This is a genomic window from Sphingomonas sp. Root241, assembly GCF_001428865.1.
GTDB lineage: Bacteria > Pseudomonadota > Alphaproteobacteria > Sphingomonadales > Sphingomonadaceae > Sphingomonas.
In genome coordinates this window covers 341,621-359,396 of record NZ_LMIV01000002.1, presented here as the reverse complement: position 1 = coordinate 359,396, position 17,776 = coordinate 341,621, and the positions used below count along the sequence as shown (strand labels likewise).

The window sequence follows — 17,776 nt, the reverse complement described above, 5'->3', positions numbered from 1 at the left end:
CCGCCCGGCGATTCGTGGCTACCGCCCGGGAGCAGGGCCGAGTGTGACCATCCACCAGTCTGGCACCGCGCCGTAGCGCAGCGGGAGCACGCTGGCGCCAAGCCCAGCCGCGACCAATGTGATCCGTCCCGGCTCGCGGATGACGCCGCAACGATAGCGCTCGCCATAGTTGGAGGAACTGGCGACCGGGCCGACCAGCGGCAGCACGATCTGCCCGCAACGGGTGTGTCCGGCGAGAACCAGTCCGAAGCGCGGCGGCAGACGCGGCACGACATCGGGGCTGTGCGCGAAGAGCAAAATCGGGCCGGGCAATCGCGCGGCGGCACGCGACAAAGCGGGGACGTCGGCATTCCCGGTATGCTGATCGCCGGCTCCCGCCAGCGTGATCGGGGCGACGCGGACCGCGATTGTCGAGCACCGGGATGCCCACCGCTTCCAGCGCGCGTCGCATCGACGGCCCGTCGCGCCAGTGATCGTGATTGCCGAGCACTGCCCAAGTGCCGAGCGGCGCGCGGAAATGGCAAGGCCGCGGCGATCTCGGCGTCGCTATAGATACGGTGCCGAGCGCGCGATCGCCGACGAAATCGCCTGCGAGGAGAATGAGGTCGGGCTTCTGCAGGGCGACCTGCGCAGCGATCCGCGCGATTCGCTCGGGCGGCATATCGGGCCCCTGGAGATGCGGATCGGTGATCAGCGCGACGCGAATCGGGCGGGCGCTCGCCGGCCAATCGGAATAGCCGAAGCTGGCGGTGCGCATCACCGGATCGCGTATGGTGTTGGCGTAGCCCCAGCCGAGGAAAGCGAACAGCACGAGAAGGAGCGCCCCGAGCGCAAGCAGCCACATGCGCACGGATCTGGCACAAAACCGCTTCCGAAACCATTTAGCGAGGATGCGCGCCTTCGCCGATCTGCTCGATGCCCTGATCTACACGCGCTCGCGCAACGCCAAATTGCGGCTGATCGGCGATTATCTGGCGAACACGCCCGACCCCGATCGCGGCTGGGCGATGGCGGCGCTCACCGGCAGCCTCGATCTGCCGGCGGTCAAGCCGGCGCTGGTGCGGGCGCTGGTCGAGGAGCGCGTCGATCCGGTGCTGTTCGCGCTGAGCCGCGACTTTGTCGGCGATTCGGCCGAGACGATCGCCTTGCTCTGGCCCGAGCCCGAAGTGCCGCCCAAGGCCGGCGCCCCGCTGACGCTTTCCGAAGTCGTCCATGTGCTCGGCACGATTTCCAAGTCCGATGCGCCCGCGGCGCTGGCGTCGATGCTCGACCGGCTCGACGCCGACGAGCGGTTCGCATTGCTCAAGCTCGCCATGGGCGCGCTGCGCGTCGGCGTTTCGGCGCGGCTGGCCAAGACCGCGCTGGCACAGGCGTTCGGGCTCGATGTGGATGCAGTCGAGGAGGTCTGGCACGGGCTGGTGCCGCCTTACGCTCCGTTGTTCGACTGGGCGGAGGGGCGCGGGACCCAGCCGACCCCGGAGAATGTGCCGGTGTTCCGGCCGTTCATGCTCGCGCATCCGCTGGAGGAGAACCAGGTCAGCCTCGACGAGTATGCCGCCGAGTGGAAATGGGACGGCATCCGCGTCCAGATCGTCCATGTCGCGGGCGAGACGCGGCTCTACAGCCGGGCGGGCGACGACATCACCCACAGTTTCCCCGAGGTGGCGCGGGCGTTCGGGACGCCGGGCGTGCTCGACGGCGAATTGCTGGTGAAGGGCAATGCGCAGGGTGGCGCCATAGAGAATGGGGGCGGCGCGGGGAGCTTCAATGCGCTCCAGCAACGGCTGGGGCGGAAGATCGTGTCGGCGAAGACGCTCGCCGAATATCCCGCTTTCGTGCGGCTGTACGACATCCTGTTCGACGGGCCCGAGGACTTGCGCGCTTTGCCCTGGACGGAGCGGCGGGTGCGGCTGAAGGCGTTCGCCGCGCGGCTCGATCCCGAGCGGTTCGACGTCTCGGCGGTGATCGAGGCGAAGGACTTCGCCGCGCTGGAGGAGGTGCGCGCCGGCGCGCGCGATGCGGCGATCGAGGGCGTGATGCTCAAGCGCCGCGATTCGCCCTATGTCGGCGGGCGGCGCGCGGGGCTCTGGTACAAATGGAAGCGCGATCCGCTGATCGCCGATTGCGTGCTGATGTATGCGCAGCGGGGCAGCGGCAAGCGATCGTCCTTCTATTCGGACTATACGTTCGGCGCATGGACGCAGGAGGGCGAGCTGCTCCCGGTCGGCAAGGCCTATTTCGGCTTCACCGACGAAGAGCTCAAATGGCTCGATCACCATGTGCGCAACCATACGGTCAATCGCTTCGGCCCGGTGCGCGAGACCGACAAGTCGCTGGTGCTCGAAGTGGCGTTCGATTCGATCCACGAATCGAAGCGCCACAAATCGGGGCTGGCGATGCGCTTCCCGCGGATCAGCCGTATCCGCAACGACAAGCCGGCAAGCGAGGCGGATACAATCGAGGGGCTACGGCGGCTGGCGACCTAGGTTCTCGGTACTTCGATCCTGCTCCCGTCGACGCGTTCGATGACGAAGCCGGTGACCGTGCCGTTGGCATGGGCGAAGCGGATGCGGCTGCGCGGATCGAATTCGAGCGCGAAGAGATCGGCGCCGAGCGGCACCAGCGCGGTCTTGGGGCCGCCTTCGCGCTGATACACCAGGCCGCCGCCCTCGACCTTCACCATGCGCTGTCCGTAGCGGCCGGCATAGGCGTCTAGCGGCTGCGCGGGGGTGGCCGGAGTCATGCGCACGGCCACGAGCGCGGCGCTCCATTCGAGCTCGGTCTTCTCGGGACCCTGCGCCTTGGCGGCGAGACGAGCCAGTGCGTCCTGCTGCGCACGATCGAGCGCGAGGTCTTGCGCTACCGCCAGCTTGGGCGCGACTCCCTTCGCTTCCCAGTCGCTGCCGTCGGGTAGCTCGGGCCGGCCGACCGAGACGCTGAGCGCGAAGCCGCCGGGAATGGCGAAGATGTCGTTGCGATATCCCGCCCCCGCCGTGGTCTCGCCGACCAGCGTGCCGAAGCCGAAGCCCTTGACGTGCGACGCGAATTCCTCGGCGGCCGAGGCCGAGCCGCCACTGGTGAGCACATAGACCGGCACGCCGGTGATGCGGCCGCCCGGGACTTCGGTTTCGGCGACGGACACGGTGGGCTTCTCGTCGCGCATGTGGAAGGTGACCAACTTGGCGCCCGGCGGGACGAAATAGCTCGCCAGCCGCCGAACCGCCTCGGGGCTGCCGCCGCCATTGCCGCGAATGTCGATGATGATCGCGTCACCGCCGCGCAGGAACGCCACGGCGTTGTCGAGCGCCGCGCGGCTCTCGTCGCCGGTCCACATGAAGCCGTCATAGCGGAGCATGCGGATATTGCCCGGCAGCATCTTGAGTTCGCTGACGCCGTGATTGTTGCGACGCGCCAGCGCGCGCCAGAACGCCGAATCGGCCACTTCGTCGCCCTGCCGCCCTGCGGCGAGCTCGGCGGCGACGCGCGGATCGAAGCTGATGCCGAGATGCTTGTCATGCGCGACCGCGGCGAGATCGTCGTTGATGCGCTTCGACAATTCCTGCGGATCGGCCACCGCGTAGCGACCGCTCGCCAGCCCTTTCGCCAGGGCGGCGTCGAGCGCGGGGCGGCGCTCCTTGATGACGTAATTCTCGCGCAGCGCCTTGCGCACCGCCTCGATCACCGCACGCGAATCGAACTTCGCGGCCTGCGCCTGCGCGGCCAGCGGAACCGCGGGGACGGCCAGCGAAGCGGCGGCGAGCGCGCCGGCCAACAATTGGATACGCATCGTACATCCTCCCATTGCGCGCCGGTTACGCCCCGGCTGACGCCCCTGCCGATACTCTGCGCTGGCGTTGCCGCTATTGCGGAGGCAATGTTGGGTGCACGTGTGCACAATTCTGGCACGCGAAGCGGGAGGATCGCCGGATATGGGCGCAACGCGCGATACGCTCGACCTGCGCATCCTCGACCTGCTTCAGCGCGACGCATTGCTGACCGCGGACGAACTGGCGGAGCGGCTATCGGCTTACGGGTACGGCGATTGCGCGAGAGCGGCGTGATCGCGGAGGACGTGTCGGTGCTGTCCGAGCAGGTGGGGCCGTTCCTGTCGGCGGTGGTGCAGGTGCAGATGGACCGGCACGCGCTCGCCGCGGTCGAGGCGCTGCGGCGGCGGCTCGTCGCCAGCCCGCACGTCCAGCTCTATCTCGAAATCTCGGGCACCTTCGACCTGATGCTGCTGGTGACGGTCCGCGACATGGACGCGTTCAACGACTTCGTCGATACCATGCTGGGCGCCGATCCGGTGGTGCGGCGCTACGAAACCAGCTTCGTCAAGCGACGGCGGAAGTTCAGCACGGCGCTGCCGCTGGACGTGGAGGCGTGAACGCCGGTGGCGCGGCCTGGCTCGCCCCTGCGATGATGATCGCCTCGGGATCGATCCACGCAGTGGTCAATGCGATCCTCAAAGGCGGCAAGGACAAGATGGCCGGGCGCGCGACGATCGACGGATCGAGCGCGCTGCTGCTGCTGCCGGCGACGTTGTTCGTGCCCTTGCCCGCGGGCGCCTGGGGTTGGCTGGCGGCGACCGCCTTGCTCCACTGCGCCTATCTCTACGCCTTGGTCCGCGCGCTCGAGACGAGCGACTTCTCGGCGGCCTATCCGATCCTGCGCGGAACGGCACCGCTGGTGACGGCCGCGCTCGCGATCGGCGTGTTCGGCGAGGCCGTCGGTGCGCGCGAGGCCGGTATCGCGCTCATCGGTGCCGCGATGTTCGTGATGATCGGCGGCCGGCACATCAGCCGTGCCGGGCTGGGCTGGGCGTTGCTCACCGGCGTGACGATCGCCGGCTACACCGTGATCGATGCCAACGGGGTGCGCGCGGCGCCGACGCCGATCAGCTTCATCGTGTGGATGTTCGTGCTGATGGGCAGCCTGACCGTGGCTATGTTCGCGGTGATTTCGCGCGGAACGATCTTCATCGCGGCGCGCCGGCAATGGCGCCCGGGCGTCGCCGCCGGTGCACTGTCGATCCTGACCTATGGCCTTGCGCTCAGCGCCTTCGCGCTGGGGCCGACCGCGCCGCTCGCGGCACTGCGCGAGACGGGCATGGTGACCGCGCTACTGATCGCCACGTTCGTGCTCAAGGAGCGGGTGACTGCGGGGCGGGCGTTGGGCGTGGCGGGGATCCTATCCGGGGCGGTGCTGATCCTGACGCGGTGATGACTGGGCGGCTATCCAGGCGGAATGAACTTCCAACCTGCTCGCGTTGTTTTTGATCGATGGCGCGGGAGGAAGACGCTTTCCCCGGATTTGAATCCCTCTCGATCGATTCGAGTCGAGGGTCGGTCTTCCTCCGCCGGGGTGGCGCCGGGCCGCCCGTGCTTCTGCTGCATGGCTTTCCCGAGACCGGTTTGATGTGGCACCGGGTCGCTCCGCTGCTCGCCGGCGCGTTCACATTGGTCGTCGCCGACCTGCCGGGATACGGGCGCAGCAGCTGCCCTCGGGACAGCGACCATCACGCTTCCATGTCGAAACGCGAAATGGCTGCGACGCTGACCGATGCGATGGGGATCGCCGGATACGAACGCTTCGCAATCGTCGGGCATGACCGCGGGGGCCGCGTCGCATATCGGGCGGCGCTCGATCACCCCGCACGCATATCGCATGTCGTGGTGCTCGACATGGTCCCGACCTATGACGTTTGGGACCGCGCCGACGCCCGGCTCGCGCTCGCTTACTGGCCGTTCTCGCTGCTCGCACAGCCGGCGCCGCTCCCGGAGCGCCTCATGGCGGCGGCGCCCGATGCCGTGGTCGACAATGCGATCGCCGAATGGGGATCCTCGCCGGACGCCTTTCTCACCTGGCTTCGCGAAGCATATATCGACGCATTGCGCGATCCCGCCCGCGTCCATGCCATCTGTGAGGAATATCGGGCCGCCGCCGGCATAGACCGGGAAATCGATCGTGCCGATCTCGACGCGAACCGTCGCATTATTTGTCCGCTATTGGCGCTCTGGAGCGATCGAGGAGGGCTCGCGCGCTGGTATGACGATGCGGGCGGGCCCCTGGGCTTGTGGCGGCGCTGGGCCGACGATGTGCAGGGCCAATCGGTATCAGGGGGCCACTTCTTCCCCGAAGAGGATCCGGCAACCACCGCCAGGCTCATCCGCGCCTTTCTGGAGAGCGAGGGCTGCCGCCAGAAGCGCACCGAACGCGACGCGGACCCGCGGCCCGGTTGAGCTCCCGAAAGCAAAAGGGCCGGAGGTTTCCCTCCGGCCCTTTCGTTTGTCTGTCAGCTAAAGCTCAGCTGCCCGGCGTCAGGTTGACTGCCGCATACTTGCCGCGGCGGTCGACCTCGAGCTCGAATTCGAGCCGGTCGCCTTCGTTGAGCGTCGGCATGCCGGCGCGCTCGACGGCGCTGATATGGACGAAGGCGTCGGGCTGGCCGTCATCGCGCTGAATGAAGCCGAAGCCCTTCATCGCGTTGAAGAACTTGACCGTTCCGGTCGCCTTCTCGCCGGTCAGCTGACGCTGCGGGCCACCGGCACCGCCGGCGCGCGGACCGTCGCGATCGCGCGGGGGACCCGAATCGGTCACCGGCATCGGCTCGCCTTCGATCTTGAGATCGGTCGCCGAGATGCGGCCGCCGCGATCGACGAGCGTGAAGCCCATCGGCTGGCCTTCCGCAAGACCGGTCAGGCCGGCCTGCTCGACTGCCGAGATGTGCACGAACACGTCCTCGCCGCCGTCATCGCGGACGACGAAGCCGAAGCCCTTTTGTGCGTTGAAGAATTTTACGACACCCGTCGCCTCGCCGACGACCTGGGGGGGCATTCCGCCGCCACCGCCGCCGCCACCGCCGCGGAAACCACCGCCGCCGCCGCCGAAGCCGCCGCCACCACCGCCGCGATAGCCACCGCCACCGCCGCCGCCGAAGCCGCCACCACCGCCGCCGAAGCCGCCGCGATCACCACCGAAGCTGCTACCGCCGCCGAAGCCGCCGCGGTCGCCGCCGAAGCTGCTACCGCCGCCGAAACCGCCGCCACCTTCGTCGCCAAAACCGTCGCGCTTGTCTCTGCCGCGCCCGCCGCGATCACCACGGCGCCCTCGATCAAAACTCATGCCCTGTTCGTCTTCCCGGTTCGCCCTTACTCCAATCAAAACCCAAGCGTCGGACGAAAAACGCAGGTGTCCGGGCACAAAAAACAGCGCCACGGAATCGGTCATAGCCCAAAATCGGACAGAGCGCGAACGAAAATCGTCTTGATTAGGGCAGATTCCTGGAGTCGGCGGCGCTTGCGCCACGCCTCGCCGCACGGCACAGCTTGCGGGATATGGAGAACATCCTCGAACTGCTCGCCAGTCCGGCCGCCTGGGCCGCGCTCGTCACGCTGATCGTGATGGAAGTGGTGCTGGGCATCGACAACCTCATCTTCATCTCGATCCTGTCGAACAAATTGCCCGAGGAGCAGCGGCGCAAGGCGCGGCGAATCGGCATCAGCCTGGCGCTGGTGATGCGGCTGGCGCTGCTGACGATGATCGCGTGGATCGTCGGGCTCACCGCGCCGGTGTTCGACCTCGGCATCGTCGGGCCGCTCTCGCACGGCGAACCTGCCTTCGAGACCCAGTTCTCGTGGCGCGACCTGATCCTGCTGGCGGGTGGGCTGTTCCTGATGTGGAAGGCGACGACGGAGATCCACCATTCGGTCGATTCGGACGAGCACGACACCGGCGACCTGCTCGACAAGAAGAAGCTGGCGTCGATGACCTTCGCGGCCGCGATCGTCCAGATCCTGCTGCTCGACATCGTCTTCTCGATCGATTCGATACTCACCGCGGTGGGCATGACCGAGCATGTCGAGATCATGTACGTCGCTGTCGTCGTCGCCGTGACGGTGATGCTGTTCGCCGCCGATCCGCTCGCCAACTTCATCAACCGCAATCCGACGGTGGTGATGCTCGCTTTGGGCTTCCTGCTGATGATCGGCATGGTGCTGATCGCCGAGGCGTTCGGCGCGCATGTACCCAAGGGCTATATCTATACGGCGATGGCCTTCTCGGCCGCGGTCGAGGGGCTCAACATCTGGTCGCGGCGCGCCAAGGACAGGAAGGCGGCGCGAAACGAGCCGCCTTCAGCCCATTGAGGCGCGCGGCGAACAAGTCTAGGCGGCTGCCATGACCGTGCATTTTCATGAAGAAGACCTGCCGGAAGGCGTGTTCGCTCCCGGCGCGTCGATCGCCGTCGATACCGAGACGATGGGGCTGATCACGCCGCGCGACCGGCTGTGCGTCGTGCAGCTGTCAGACGGCGGCGGCGACGAGCACCTCGTCCGCTTCGGCCCGCGCTCTTCCTATGACGCGCCGAACCTCCGGGCACTGCTCGCCGATCCCGAACGACTCAAGCTCTATCATTTCGCGCGGTTCGATCTCGCGGCGATTCGCTTCTATCTCGGCGTCACCGCCGCGCCGGTCTATTGCACCAAGATCGCGTCGCGGCTGGTGCGCACCTATACCGACAGGCATGGCCTCAAGGACCTGGTCCGCGAGCTGCTGGGACAGGAAATCTCGAAGCAGCAGCAATCCTCGGACTGGGGCGGGCCCGAACTTTCCGAGCCGCAGAAGGAATATGCCGCGTCGGACGTGCGCTATCTGCATGCGATGAAATTGGAACTCGACAAGCGTCTCGAGCGTGAAGGCCGCATGCCGCTCGCCCAGGCCGCTTTCGACTTCCTTCCTTGGCGGGCGGAGCTGGATCTCGCCGGCTGGCCCGAGGTCGATATCTTTGCGCATATTTGATTCCACGATGCCGCACCGGCCCGCTCCCCCACCCGGCCTCCCACAGGATGCTGGCGCTGGGAGGCCGGGTGGGGGAGCGGGCCGGCACCGTCGGCCTCAAAGGCGCCTCCATGTCTGAAGTCGCCGCGCGCCTCCGTTCGCAGAAGCGTGGCTGGGCGCATCCCGGCAGCAGCCACGATCGCGTCGTGCGACTCGGGCTGATCGTGCTGCCTCTGGGGATCGGCGTGCTCGGCGCGTTTCTCGTGGTCGCGCCACTGCTGATGGGCGGCGATGTCAGCTTCGTGCTCGACAAGAACAAGGTCGACGTCTCGCCCGAACGCCTGCGCATCGACGCCGCCGAATATCGCGGCGCCGACGACAAGGGGCGCCCTTTTCATCTCCATGCCGGATCCGCGGTGCAGCGCAGTTCGTTCGAGCCGATCGTGAAGCTCAACGACCTCTCCGCCGAGATCCGGCTCGACACCGGTCCCGCCTCGCTGCGGGCGGAACGCGGCCAGTATGACATGACCAACCAGAAGGTCGCGGTGAATGGTCCGCTCAAGTTCCAGACCTCGGACGGCTATGTCCTCAACACGCATGACGCAACCGTCGATCTCAAGGCGCGGCGGATGGAAAGCGGGGGCGCAGTGACCGGCAATACCCCCACCGGCGTGTTCAGCGCGAACAAGTTGACTGCCGATCTCGACAGCCGCACCGTCTCGCTCGAAGGCAATGCGCGCTTGCGGATCGTCCCCAGCCGCGCAAATAGGCGTTGATGATCCGTCGTATCGCCCCGCTTCCGATCGGACTCGCGCTGGCGCTGGCCGCCGCCGCGCCCGCTTTCGCGCAAACGCGCCACAATTCATCCGCGCCGATCGACTTCGCATCGGACCGGATCGAACTGCAGGACCGCGCCAATCGCGTGCTGCTGACCGGCAATGTGAAGATCACCCAGGCCGAGATGACGCTGACCGCGGCACGGATGACGGTGGCCTATACCGGGCAGATCACCAATGGCTCGCCACAGGTCTCGCGACTCGATGCGTCGGGCGGCGTCACGGTGGCGCGGCCCGATCAGACTGCGCGCTCGCAATATGCGGTGTACGATCTCAACCGCCGGGTGATCACGATGGTGGGCGGCGTGACGCTGCGCCAGGGCGCGAACAATGTCTCGGGCGGGCGCCTGTCGATCGATCTCGATACCGGCCGCGCGACGATCGACGGTTCGGGCGTGCGCGGCGGCACCACGCCGGGCGAGCCGGGGGTGCAGAACTCGGGCGGCCGCGTCACCGGTCGATTCTCGGTGCCGAAGCGCGAAGGGCAGTAACCCGCCTTTTTCCACGGGCTGCCGCAGTTTCGCTTTTCATCCATGGCAATCTCATGCAGGAATCCTGCCAAACCGCATCGATATGCGGCGGTGAATGAACGATCGCGCAGGAAGCCCAGATGAACGACGTCGCCATGCTCGAGCATCCCGTAGCCGATCCGGCGCCTTTGCCGGACAAGGGGCTCGCGGTGGTCTCGATCGCCAAGTCGTACGACAAGCGCGTGGTGCTCACCGACGTCTCGGTCTCGGTGGGGCGCGGCGAAGTGGTCGGGCTGCTCGGCCCGAACGGCGCGGGCAAGACGACGTGCTTCTATTCGGTGATGGGGCTGGTGAAGCCCGATTCGGGCCGGATCATGCTCGACGGCGAGGATATCACCAAGCTCCCCATGTATCGCCGCGCGATCCTGGGCCTCGGCTATCTGCCGCAGGAGACCTCGATCTTCCGCGGCATGACGGTCGAGAACAACATCCTCGCCGTGCTCGAGCTCGCCGAGCCCGACAAGGCCGCGCGCGAACGCCGGCTGGACCAGCTTCTCGACGAGTTCGGCCTCACCCGGCTGCGCAGCGCGCCGGCGATGGCATTGTCGGGCGGCGAGCGGCGCCGCGCCGAGATCGCCCGCGCGCTCGCCGCCGATCCGACGATCATCCTGCTCGACGAGCCATTTGCCGGCATCGATCCGATCTCGATCTCGGACATTCGCGATCTCGTGATCCAGCTCAAGAATCGCGGGATCGGCGTGCTGATCACCGATCACAATGTCCGCGAGACGCTCGACATCGTCGACCGCGGCTACATCATCTATGACGGCCGCGTGCTCTTCGCCGGCTCGCCCGAGGAGCTCGTCCGCGACGAGAATGTCCGGCGGCTGTACCTCGGCGAGAGCTTCGAGCTGTAGGCTATGAGTCTGGCGCCTCGCCTCGACCTGCGGCAGTCGCAATCGCTGGTAATGACGCCGCAGCTCCAGCAGGCGATCAAGCTGCTGGCGCTGTCGAACCTCGAGATCGAGACCTTCATCGCGGAGGAGCTGGAGAAGAACCCGCTGCTCGACGCGCAGGCGGGCGGCGACGAAGCGCCCGATATCGCGCAGTCCGAGCCGGAGGGCGACTTCGAGACGGTGCGCGACGGTCCCGCGGATGCGAGCGAATTGCTGGCGGGCGGCGGGGAAGCGGCGGGCGAGGCATCGCTCGACGTCGATTTCGCCGCGGAGACCTTCCACCACGACAGCGCGGCCGATTCGATCGGAGGGCTCGACGGCAGCCTCGGGATGAGCGGCGCGGGCGGCGGCGGATCGGAGGACGGGCCGGACTTCGACAATTTCGGCGCGTCCGAGCTGAGCCTCGCCGACCATCTGATGGCGCAGGCCGGCGAGAGCGTGGCCGGTGCCGATCTGTTCATCGCCGCCCATCTCATCGACCAGATCGACGAGGCCGGCTATCTCACCGCCCCGCTGCTCGATATCGCCGGCCGGCTCGGGGTGCCGCTGGCCCGCGTCGAGGCGGTGCTGGCCACGATCCAGACCTTCGACCCGACCGGAGTCGGCGCGCGCAATCTCGCCGAATGCCTCGCACTGCAGGCGAAGGAGGCCGATCGCTACGATCCATGCATGGCGCGACTGATCGACAATCTCGAGCTCGTCGCGCGCGGTGACCTGCCCCGGCTCAAGCGCCTGTGCAATGTCGACGACGAGGATCTGGCGGACATGATCCGCGAGCTCAGGAACTACGATCCCAAGCCCGGCTGCCGCTATGGCGGCGAGCCGACGCTGGCAGTGGTACCCGATATCTTCGTCGCGCGGCGGGGCGCGGGCTGGGCCGTCGAGATCAACGCCGCGACCTTGCCCAGATTATTGGTCAACCGGGCTTATTATGCCGAGGTTTCGGCGGGCAAGCAGGACAAGGCCGGCAAGGCGTGGATGTCGGACATGCTCGCCAGCGCCAATTGGCTGGTCAAGGCGCTCGACCAGCGTCAGCGCACGATCATCAAGGTCGCGACCGAGATCGTGAAGCAGCAGGAGGCGTTCTTCCTGAAGGGCGTCGCGCATCTCAAGCCGATGACCCTGCGCCAGGTCGCCGACGTGATCGAGATGCACGAATCGACCGTCAGTCGGGTCACCAGCAACAAATATCTGAGCTGCGCGCGCGGACTTTTCGAGCTCAAATATTTCTTCACCAGCGCGATCCAGTCGTCGGACGGCGGCGATGCTGTGTCGGCGGAAGCGGTCAAGAGTGCGATCCGGACCTTGATCCAGGCCGAGGACCCCAAGGCGATCCTGTCCGACGATACTTTGGTCGACATGCTGCGCGAGAAGGGCTTCGACATCGCCCGGCGCACCGTGGCCAAATATCGCGAGGCGATGGGGATCGGCAGCTCGGTCCAGCGCCGCCGGCAAAAGGCACTGGAGGGCGTGGGCTGAACCGCGATTGGGGACGATTCGGTCGCGCGATCCCGCCCCATGAGACTCCGTAGAGGCGTTCTTCCTACAATGAGAGGATGAGCGCGACTTTTTCCATCACCGTCGAGCCCGAGCGCGACCTCGTGCGGATCGCCATGGCGGGCCTGTTCACGCCCAGGGATATCCGGGATTTCTACGAGGCGCGGCGGGCGGCGCATGCGAAACTGACTTGCGGCCGCAACGAACATCTCACGATCAACGACCTGCGGAGCATGAAAATCCAGCCGCAGGAAAGCGTCGCCGAATTCCAGCAGATGCTGGGCGCGCCCGACTATCGTTCGCGCCGGCTCGCTTTCGTGATCGGTCGCACGCTCGCGCGCAGCCAGTTGCAGCGCGCGCTGGGCGGGCGCGGTTCGGCCACGCGCTGTTTCGACACCGTCGCCGAGGCCGAAGCCTGGCTGTTCCACGGATCGATAGCGGGCGCCTTGCGCGCAGCGGGCTAATCGTCCTCGTCCTCGAAACCGGAGAGGTCCAGCGCGCGCGCCTTGATCTGGTGGAGCCGGCACCAATGGACCAGCGCATCCTCCCGGCCATGCGTCACCCAGACCTCGCGCGGCGCGATCTCACGGATCGTGGTGGTCAGCTCGTCCCAATCGGCATGGTCGGACAGGATTAGCGGCAGCTCGACATTGCGCTGCCGCGCGCGCTGGCGGACGCGCATCCAGCCCGACGCCATCGCCGTGATCGGATCGGGCAGCCGGCGCGACCAGCGATCGTTGAGGCTGCCTGGCGGGCAGAGAATGATCCGTCCCTGCAGTTCGGCCTTGGCCACGCCGGTGGCGGGACGCAGTTCGCCGAGATCGACGCCCTGCTCGACATAGAGATCGCATAGCCGCTGCAGCGCGCCGTGGATGTAGATCGGATCGTCGAACCCCATCACGCGCAATTCCTTGATCACCCGCTGCGCCTTGCCCAATGCATAGGCGCCGACCAGCACGCAGCGCGCGGGATTGGCCCTCAGGGCGGTGAGCAACTTGTCGAGTTCGTCATGCGTCTCGGGGTGGCGGAACACCGGCAGGCCGAAGGTCGCCTCGGTGACGAAGATGTCGCACGGCACCGGCTGAAAGGGTGCGCAGGTCGGGTCCTCGCGCCTTTTGTAATCGCCCGAGACGACGACGCGCTCTCCGGCATGTTCGAGCACGATCTGCGCCGAGCCGAGGACATGGCCGGCGGGGACGAAGCCGATATCGATATCGCCCATCCGCAGCGATTCGCCATAGCCGATGGGATGGCCGTTCTGCGGACCGTAACGGCATTCCATGATCGCCAGCGTCTCGGGCGTCGTCCATACCGCACCATGTCCGCCGCGCGCATGATCGGCATGGCCGTGCGTGATCAGGGCGCGAGGCACGGGCTGCGACGGATCGACCCACGCATCGGCGGCGGGAATGTAGATGCCCGCGGGCTCGGGGGTGATCCAGCTGCCGATTGCCATGCCGACTATATGGTTCGCGGCGCCCGCGGTTCCCAGTGGATCGAAAACGCGCGCGGCTTCGTTTCTCACGGCCAACGGACGCGAGGAGCTGTGCCATGGACCTTTCGAGCCTCCAGGGGGTGATGGTGATCGTCGGGCCGATCCTGCTCGCGTTGGCGATCGTCTGGGCGATGTTCCGCAACCGCAGCGATTCCTCGCCGAAGGATGTCGCGCGTACCGAGGAAGCCACGCGGAAACTTTATGACGAGCAGGATCGCGAGGATAAGCTGCGCGACGAGCAGTGAGCCGCTAGGGAGAATGCGTGCGGGCCGCTGACCTCCCTCCGATTCTGACCGACTGGTTCGCGTCGCGCGGCTGGACGCCGCGCCGGCACCAGCTCGACATGCTCGATGCAGCGCGCGCCGGCGAGCACGCGCTGCTCGTCGCGGCCACGGGTGCGGGCAAGACACTCGCGGGTTTCTTGCCGACGCTCGCGGAGTTGATAGAGGCGCCGACGCAGGGCCTGCACACGCTCTACATCTCGCCGTTGAAGGCGCTCGCGGTCGACGTGCAGCGCAATCTGCTCACCCCGATCGAGGAGATGGGCGTCCCGATCCGCGTCGAGACCCGGACCGGCGACACCCCCCATGAGCGCAAGGTCCGCCAGCGCGCGCGGCCGCCCGAGATATTGCTCACCACGCCCGAGTCGCTGAGCCTTTTGCTCTCCTACGAAGACAGCCTCACGATGTTCGCGGGGCTGAAGACGGTGGTGATCGACGAGGTCCATGCCTTCGCCACCGGCAAGCGCGGCGATCTGCTCGCGCTGGCGCTGGCGCGGCTGCAGCGGCTCGCACCGGGGATGCGCCGGGTAGCGCTGTCGGCGACGGTCGCCGATGCCGACGGCTATCGCGCCTGGCTTGCGCCGCATGGCGACATCGATGCCGTGACCCTGGTGCAGGGTGAGAAGGGCGCCGATCCCGACATCGCCATCCTGCTCCCCGAAGGGCGCGTGCCCTGGGCGGGGCATTCGGGCGTCTATGCAATGCCGCAGGTGATGGCCGAGATCGAGACGCATCGCACCACGATCGTCTTCTGCAACACCCGCGGGCTCGCCGAGCTCGTCTTCCAGCAGCTCTGGAAGGTCAACGAGTTGAAGCTGCCGATCGGCGTGCATCACGGCAGCCTCAGCCTCGAGGCGCGGCGCCGCGCCGAGCAGGCGGTGGCCGACGGCAAATTGCGCGCCCTGGTGGCGACCGCGAGCCTCGATCTCGGAGTCGACTGGGGCGATGTGGATTGCGTGATCCAGATGGGCGCGCCCAAGGGATCGTCGCGGCTGCTCCAGCGGATCGGGCGCGCCAACCACCGGCTTGACGAGGCATCGGAGGCAGTGCTCGTGCCCGGCAATCGCTTCGAATATCTCGAGGCGCGCGCGGCGCTCGACGCGGTCGAGCAAGGCGAGCTGGATCCCGATGTCTTCCGTCCCGGCGCGCTCGACGTGCTGGCGCAGCATGTCATGGCCTGCGCATGCGCGGCCCCGTTCGATGCTGCGGAAATGCTGCACGAGGTCCGCGGCGCATTGCCCTATTCGGCACTCGAGCAGGAGACATTCGACCGCGTCCTCAGCTTCATCGCCGACGGCGGCTACAGCTTGCGCGCCTATGACAAGTTCAAGCGGCTTACCCGCGGGCAGGACGGGCTGTGGCGCGTCACCAAGCCCGCCTTCGTTGCGCAGCATCGGCTGAATGCGGGGATCATCGTCGAGGCGCCGATGCTCGACGTGCGCTTCAAGAACGGCCGCAAGCTGGGCAAGATCGAGGAGGGCTTCGGATCGACGCTCTCGCCGGGCGATACCTTCTTCTTCGCCGGGCTGAGCCTCGAGGTCGAGCGCGTCGAATTGACCGACCTGATCGTGCGGGCGAGCGCGAAGCAGGCGCGCTACGTGTCCTATATGGGCGCGCGGCTGGCGATCACGTCGACGCTCGCCAATCGCGTGCGCGAATATCTGCACGATCGCGATCAGTGGCGGCGCTTTCCCGACGATGTCCGCGAATGGCTCGAAGTGCAGGAGCGCCGCTCGGCGATCCCCGCGCCGGCGCAATTGCTCGTCGAGACCTTCCCGCACGAAGGCAAGCACCACATGGTCGCCTATAGCTTCGAGGGCTGGAACGCGCACCAGTCGCTCGGCATGCTGATCACGCGGCGGATGGAGGCGATGGGGCTGAAGCCGCTGGGCTTCGTCGCCAACGATTATGCGCTGGCGGTGTACGGGCTCGAGAAGATCGAGGATCCCGCCGCGCTGTTTTCGCCCGATATCCTGGAGCATGAATTCGTCGACTGGGTGCAGCAATCGGCATTGCTCAAGCGGTCCTTTCGGGAAGTGGCGATCATCGGCGGGCTGGTCGAGCGCCGGCATCCGGGCAAGAAGAAGAGCGGACGCCAGGTCACGTTCTCGACCGACCTGATCTATGACGTGCTCCGCAAATACGAGCCCGACCACCTGCTGCTCAGGGCCGCTTGGGCCGATGCGCGCGCGCGGATGACCGATGTCGGCCGGCTGGCGCGGCTGCTCGATACCGCCGCGGACACGATGCTGCACATCGATTTGCCGCGGGTGAGCCCGATGGCGGTGCCGGTGCTGATCATGATCGGGCGCGAACGCACCCCACAGGGCAGCGGCGAGGAGGCGCTGCTGATCGAAGCGGAAGGCATTGCGGCGGAGGCGATGCGGATGGATTGATTTCGATTGCTGCGCAACATGCGCAGGTATATTGCTATCATATGTCTGGAGTTCTTTATCCGCTCCTGCTCTTCACATTGCCGATCGAGGCACCCGTTGTTCCGCCTCCTGCGCCTCCGCAAGATCCCGAGCTGATCAGCCCTGAATCGGTGATGGAAGCCACCTTGCTGACGCTCGGCGAAGTCGACCAGCGATTGACGGTGCCGGTCGCAGTCAACACCAAGGGCCCCTATAATTTCATCATCGACACCGGCGCCGAACGTACCGTCGTCTCGCGCGAGCTCGCCAACACGCTACGGCTGAGTGCGGGCCACCCGGTGACTCTGCTTTCGATGACCGGACGCAGCCAGGTCGACACGGTGCTGGTGCCCGACCTGACGATCAAGTCGATCGGCATTCAGCACAGCGTCGTCGCTCCCAAGCTAGAGGCGCGCAATCTCGGCGCGATCGGGCTGCTCGGCATCGACACGCTCCGCGACCATCAGGTCACGATCAATTTCGAGCGCGGCACGATGGAAGTGCGCAAGAGCGAGAAACGCCCCAAATTCCGCCGCGCGGACAGTGACGAGATCGTCGTGACGGCCAAGAGCATGTTCGGTCAGCTCATCGTCACCGACGCTTATTATGGGAACACCCGCATCCAGGTGGTGCTCGATACCGGCAGCCAGGTGAGCATGGGCAACAGCGCGCTGCGCAAGCGCGTCACGCGAAACCGCAAGACCCAGCCGATCGAGCTGACCGACGTGACCGGGGTCAAGACGTTCGCCGACTATACCACCGTGCCCAATATCAAGGTGGGCGATGTGATGTTCGGATCGATGCCGGTCGCTTTCGCCGATGTCGCGCCGTTCGAACGCTTCGGGCTGACCAAACGTCCGGCCCTGCTGCTCGGCATGGACGCGCTGCGCAGCTTCCGCAGCGTCGATATCGATTTCCCCAACCGGCAGGTCCGCTTCCGGATGCCGAAGGGCAGCGAACGGCAGCCCCGCTTCACCACGGGCTCGCTGATTCCCGGCGGTGGCGGTTCCCTCGGAGTGAAATCCTATTAGTCCGGATTGACTTGGACGCGC

At 66.8% G+C, this 17,776-nt stretch carries 19 protein-coding genes and 1 pseudogene; 15 read left to right on the top strand and 5 right to left on the bottom strand.

The window, feature by feature from the left end; all coding sequences use genetic code 11:
• Positions 1 to 18: 18 nt before the first annotated feature.
• Both ASE13_RS20270 and ASE13_RS20470 read right to left on the bottom strand, forming a co-directional pair.
• Positions 19 to 297 carry a hypothetical protein gene (locus ASE13_RS20270; RefSeq protein WP_235536956.1) on the bottom strand — a complete coding sequence of 93 codons (279 nt, stop codon included), beginning with the start codon at positions 295 to 297 and terminating at the stop codon, positions 19 to 21.
• A gap of 214 nt (positions 298 to 511) precedes the next feature.
• Positions 512 to 661, bottom strand: a pseudogene (locus ASE13_RS20470) (phosphohydrolase); the annotation flags it as partial.
• Between the two features lie 229 nt (positions 662 to 890).
• On the opposite strand from ASE13_RS20470, the gene ASE13_RS12335 reads away from it, so the two are divergent.
• The gene (locus ASE13_RS12335) at positions 891 to 2,486 is read left to right on the top strand and encodes a cisplatin damage response ATP-dependent DNA ligase (protein ID WP_056616104.1); all 1,596 of its coding nucleotides are present in this window, start codon (positions 891 to 893) and stop codon (positions 2,484 to 2,486) included.
• On the opposite strand, the gene ASE13_RS12330 is transcribed toward ASE13_RS12335, so the two are convergent.
• Complete coding sequence (locus ASE13_RS12330; RefSeq protein ID WP_056616101.1) at positions 2,483 to 3,787, bottom strand: S41 family peptidase; 1,305 nt, start codon at positions 3,785 to 3,787, stop codon at positions 2,483 to 2,485. The two genes, ASE13_RS12335 and ASE13_RS12330, sit on opposite strands and share 4 nt — an antisense overlap.
• Positions 3,788 to 3,929: 142 nt before the next feature.
• Between ASE13_RS12330 and ASE13_RS19870 the strand changes: the two genes are divergently transcribed.
• The 4 genes from ASE13_RS19870 to ASE13_RS12315 all read left to right on the top strand — a co-directional run bounded on the left by ASE13_RS19870 (position 3,930) and on the right by ASE13_RS12315 (position 6,239).
• A complete protein-coding gene (locus ASE13_RS19870) occupies positions 3,930 to 4,061 on the top strand; it encodes a winged helix-turn-helix transcriptional regulator (protein ID WP_156404872.1) in 132 nt (43 codons plus the stop codon).
• Positions 4,058 to 4,384: an Lrp/AsnC family transcriptional regulator gene (locus tag ASE13_RS19495; RefSeq protein ID WP_056616098.1), complete on the top strand. Its 327-nt coding sequence runs from the start codon at positions 4,058 to 4,060 to the stop codon at positions 4,382 to 4,384. The genes ASE13_RS19870 and ASE13_RS19495 overlap by 4 nt, the downstream gene beginning before the upstream one ends.
• Positions 4,381 to 5,220, top strand: a complete 840-nt coding sequence (locus tag ASE13_RS12320; protein ID WP_235536955.1) for a DMT family transporter — start codon at positions 4,381 to 4,383, stop codon at positions 5,218 to 5,220. The genes ASE13_RS19495 and ASE13_RS12320 overlap by 4 nt, the downstream gene beginning before the upstream one ends.
• Positions 5,221 to 5,378: 158 nt before the next feature.
• The gene (locus ASE13_RS12315) at positions 5,379 to 6,239 is read left to right on the top strand and encodes an alpha/beta fold hydrolase (RefSeq protein WP_200955701.1); all 861 of its coding nucleotides are present in this window, start codon (positions 5,379 to 5,381) and stop codon (positions 6,237 to 6,239) included.
• A 64-nt stretch (positions 6,240 to 6,303) separates the two neighbouring features.
• Here ASE13_RS12315 and ASE13_RS20420 read toward each other — a convergent pair whose 3' ends face one another.
• Entirely contained in the window at positions 6,304 to 7,122 is an 819-nt protein-coding gene (locus tag ASE13_RS20420; protein WP_056616088.1) for a cold-shock protein, read from the bottom strand.
• 212 nt (positions 7,123 to 7,334) lie between these two features.
• On the opposite strand from ASE13_RS20420, the gene ASE13_RS12305 reads away from it, so the two are divergent.
• The 7 genes from ASE13_RS12305 to ASE13_RS12275 all read left to right on the top strand — a co-directional run bounded on the left by ASE13_RS12305 (position 7,335) and on the right by ASE13_RS12275 (position 12,998).
• Positions 7,335 to 8,144: a TerC family protein gene (locus ASE13_RS12305; RefSeq protein WP_056616086.1), complete on the top strand. Its 810-nt coding sequence runs from the start codon at positions 7,335 to 7,337 to the stop codon at positions 8,142 to 8,144.
• A 31-nt stretch (positions 8,145 to 8,175) separates the two neighbouring features.
• Entirely contained in the window at positions 8,176 to 8,796 is a 621-nt protein-coding gene (locus tag ASE13_RS12300) for a ribonuclease D (protein ID WP_056616082.1), read from the top strand.
• 110 nt (positions 8,797 to 8,906) lie between these two features.
• Complete coding sequence (lptC, locus tag ASE13_RS12295; RefSeq protein WP_056617735.1) at positions 8,907 to 9,551, top strand: LPS export ABC transporter periplasmic protein LptC; 645 nt, start codon at positions 8,907 to 8,909, stop codon at positions 9,549 to 9,551.
• Entirely contained in the window at positions 9,551 to 10,102 is a 552-nt protein-coding gene (locus ASE13_RS12290) for an LptA/OstA family protein (RefSeq protein WP_056616080.1), read from the top strand. The genes lptC and ASE13_RS12290 overlap by 1 nt, the downstream gene beginning before the upstream one ends.
• Before the next feature lie 119 nt (positions 10,103 to 10,221).
• Entirely contained in the window at positions 10,222 to 10,998 is a 777-nt protein-coding gene (gene lptB, locus ASE13_RS12285) for an LPS export ABC transporter ATP-binding protein (protein ID WP_056616077.1), read from the top strand.
• A gap of 3 nt (positions 10,999 to 11,001) precedes the next feature.
• Positions 11,002 to 12,516, top strand: coding sequence for an RNA polymerase factor sigma-54 (rpoN, locus tag ASE13_RS12280; protein WP_056616074.1), 1,515 nt, complete (start codon positions 11,002 to 11,004; stop codon positions 12,514 to 12,516).
• Between the two features lie 77 nt (positions 12,517 to 12,593).
• Positions 12,594 to 12,998 (top strand): hypothetical protein, encoded by a 405-nt coding sequence (locus ASE13_RS12275; RefSeq protein ID WP_056616071.1) that lies wholly within the window; start codon positions 12,594 to 12,596, stop codon positions 12,996 to 12,998.
• Here the strand turns inward: ASE13_RS12275 and ASE13_RS12270 are convergent.
• Complete coding sequence (locus tag ASE13_RS12270; protein ID WP_056617731.1) at positions 12,995 to 13,990, bottom strand: ligase-associated DNA damage response exonuclease; 996 nt, start codon at positions 13,988 to 13,990, stop codon at positions 12,995 to 12,997. The genes ASE13_RS12275 and ASE13_RS12270 overlap by 4 nt on opposite strands.
• A gap of 95 nt (positions 13,991 to 14,085) precedes the next feature.
• On the opposite strand from ASE13_RS12270, the gene ASE13_RS12265 reads away from it, so the two are divergent.
• The 3 genes from ASE13_RS12265 to ASE13_RS12255 are packed head-to-tail and all read left to right on the top strand — an operon-like array spanning position 14,086 to position 17,755.
• On the top strand, positions 14,086 to 14,274 hold the full coding sequence (locus ASE13_RS12265; RefSeq protein ID WP_056616069.1) for a hypothetical protein: 189 nt from the start codon (positions 14,086 to 14,088) through the stop codon (positions 14,272 to 14,274).
• Positions 14,275 to 14,318: 44 nt separating this feature from the next.
• Complete coding sequence (locus ASE13_RS12260; protein ID WP_082596837.1) at positions 14,319 to 16,706, top strand: ligase-associated DNA damage response DEXH box helicase; 2,388 nt, start codon at positions 14,319 to 14,321, stop codon at positions 16,704 to 16,706.
• A 41-nt stretch (positions 16,707 to 16,747) separates the two neighbouring features.
• Positions 16,748 to 17,755 (top strand): aspartyl protease family protein, encoded by a 1,008-nt coding sequence (locus ASE13_RS12255; protein WP_082596749.1) that lies wholly within the window; start codon positions 16,748 to 16,750, stop codon positions 17,753 to 17,755.
• The last annotated feature ends 21 nt before the right edge of the window (positions 17,756 to 17,776 follow it).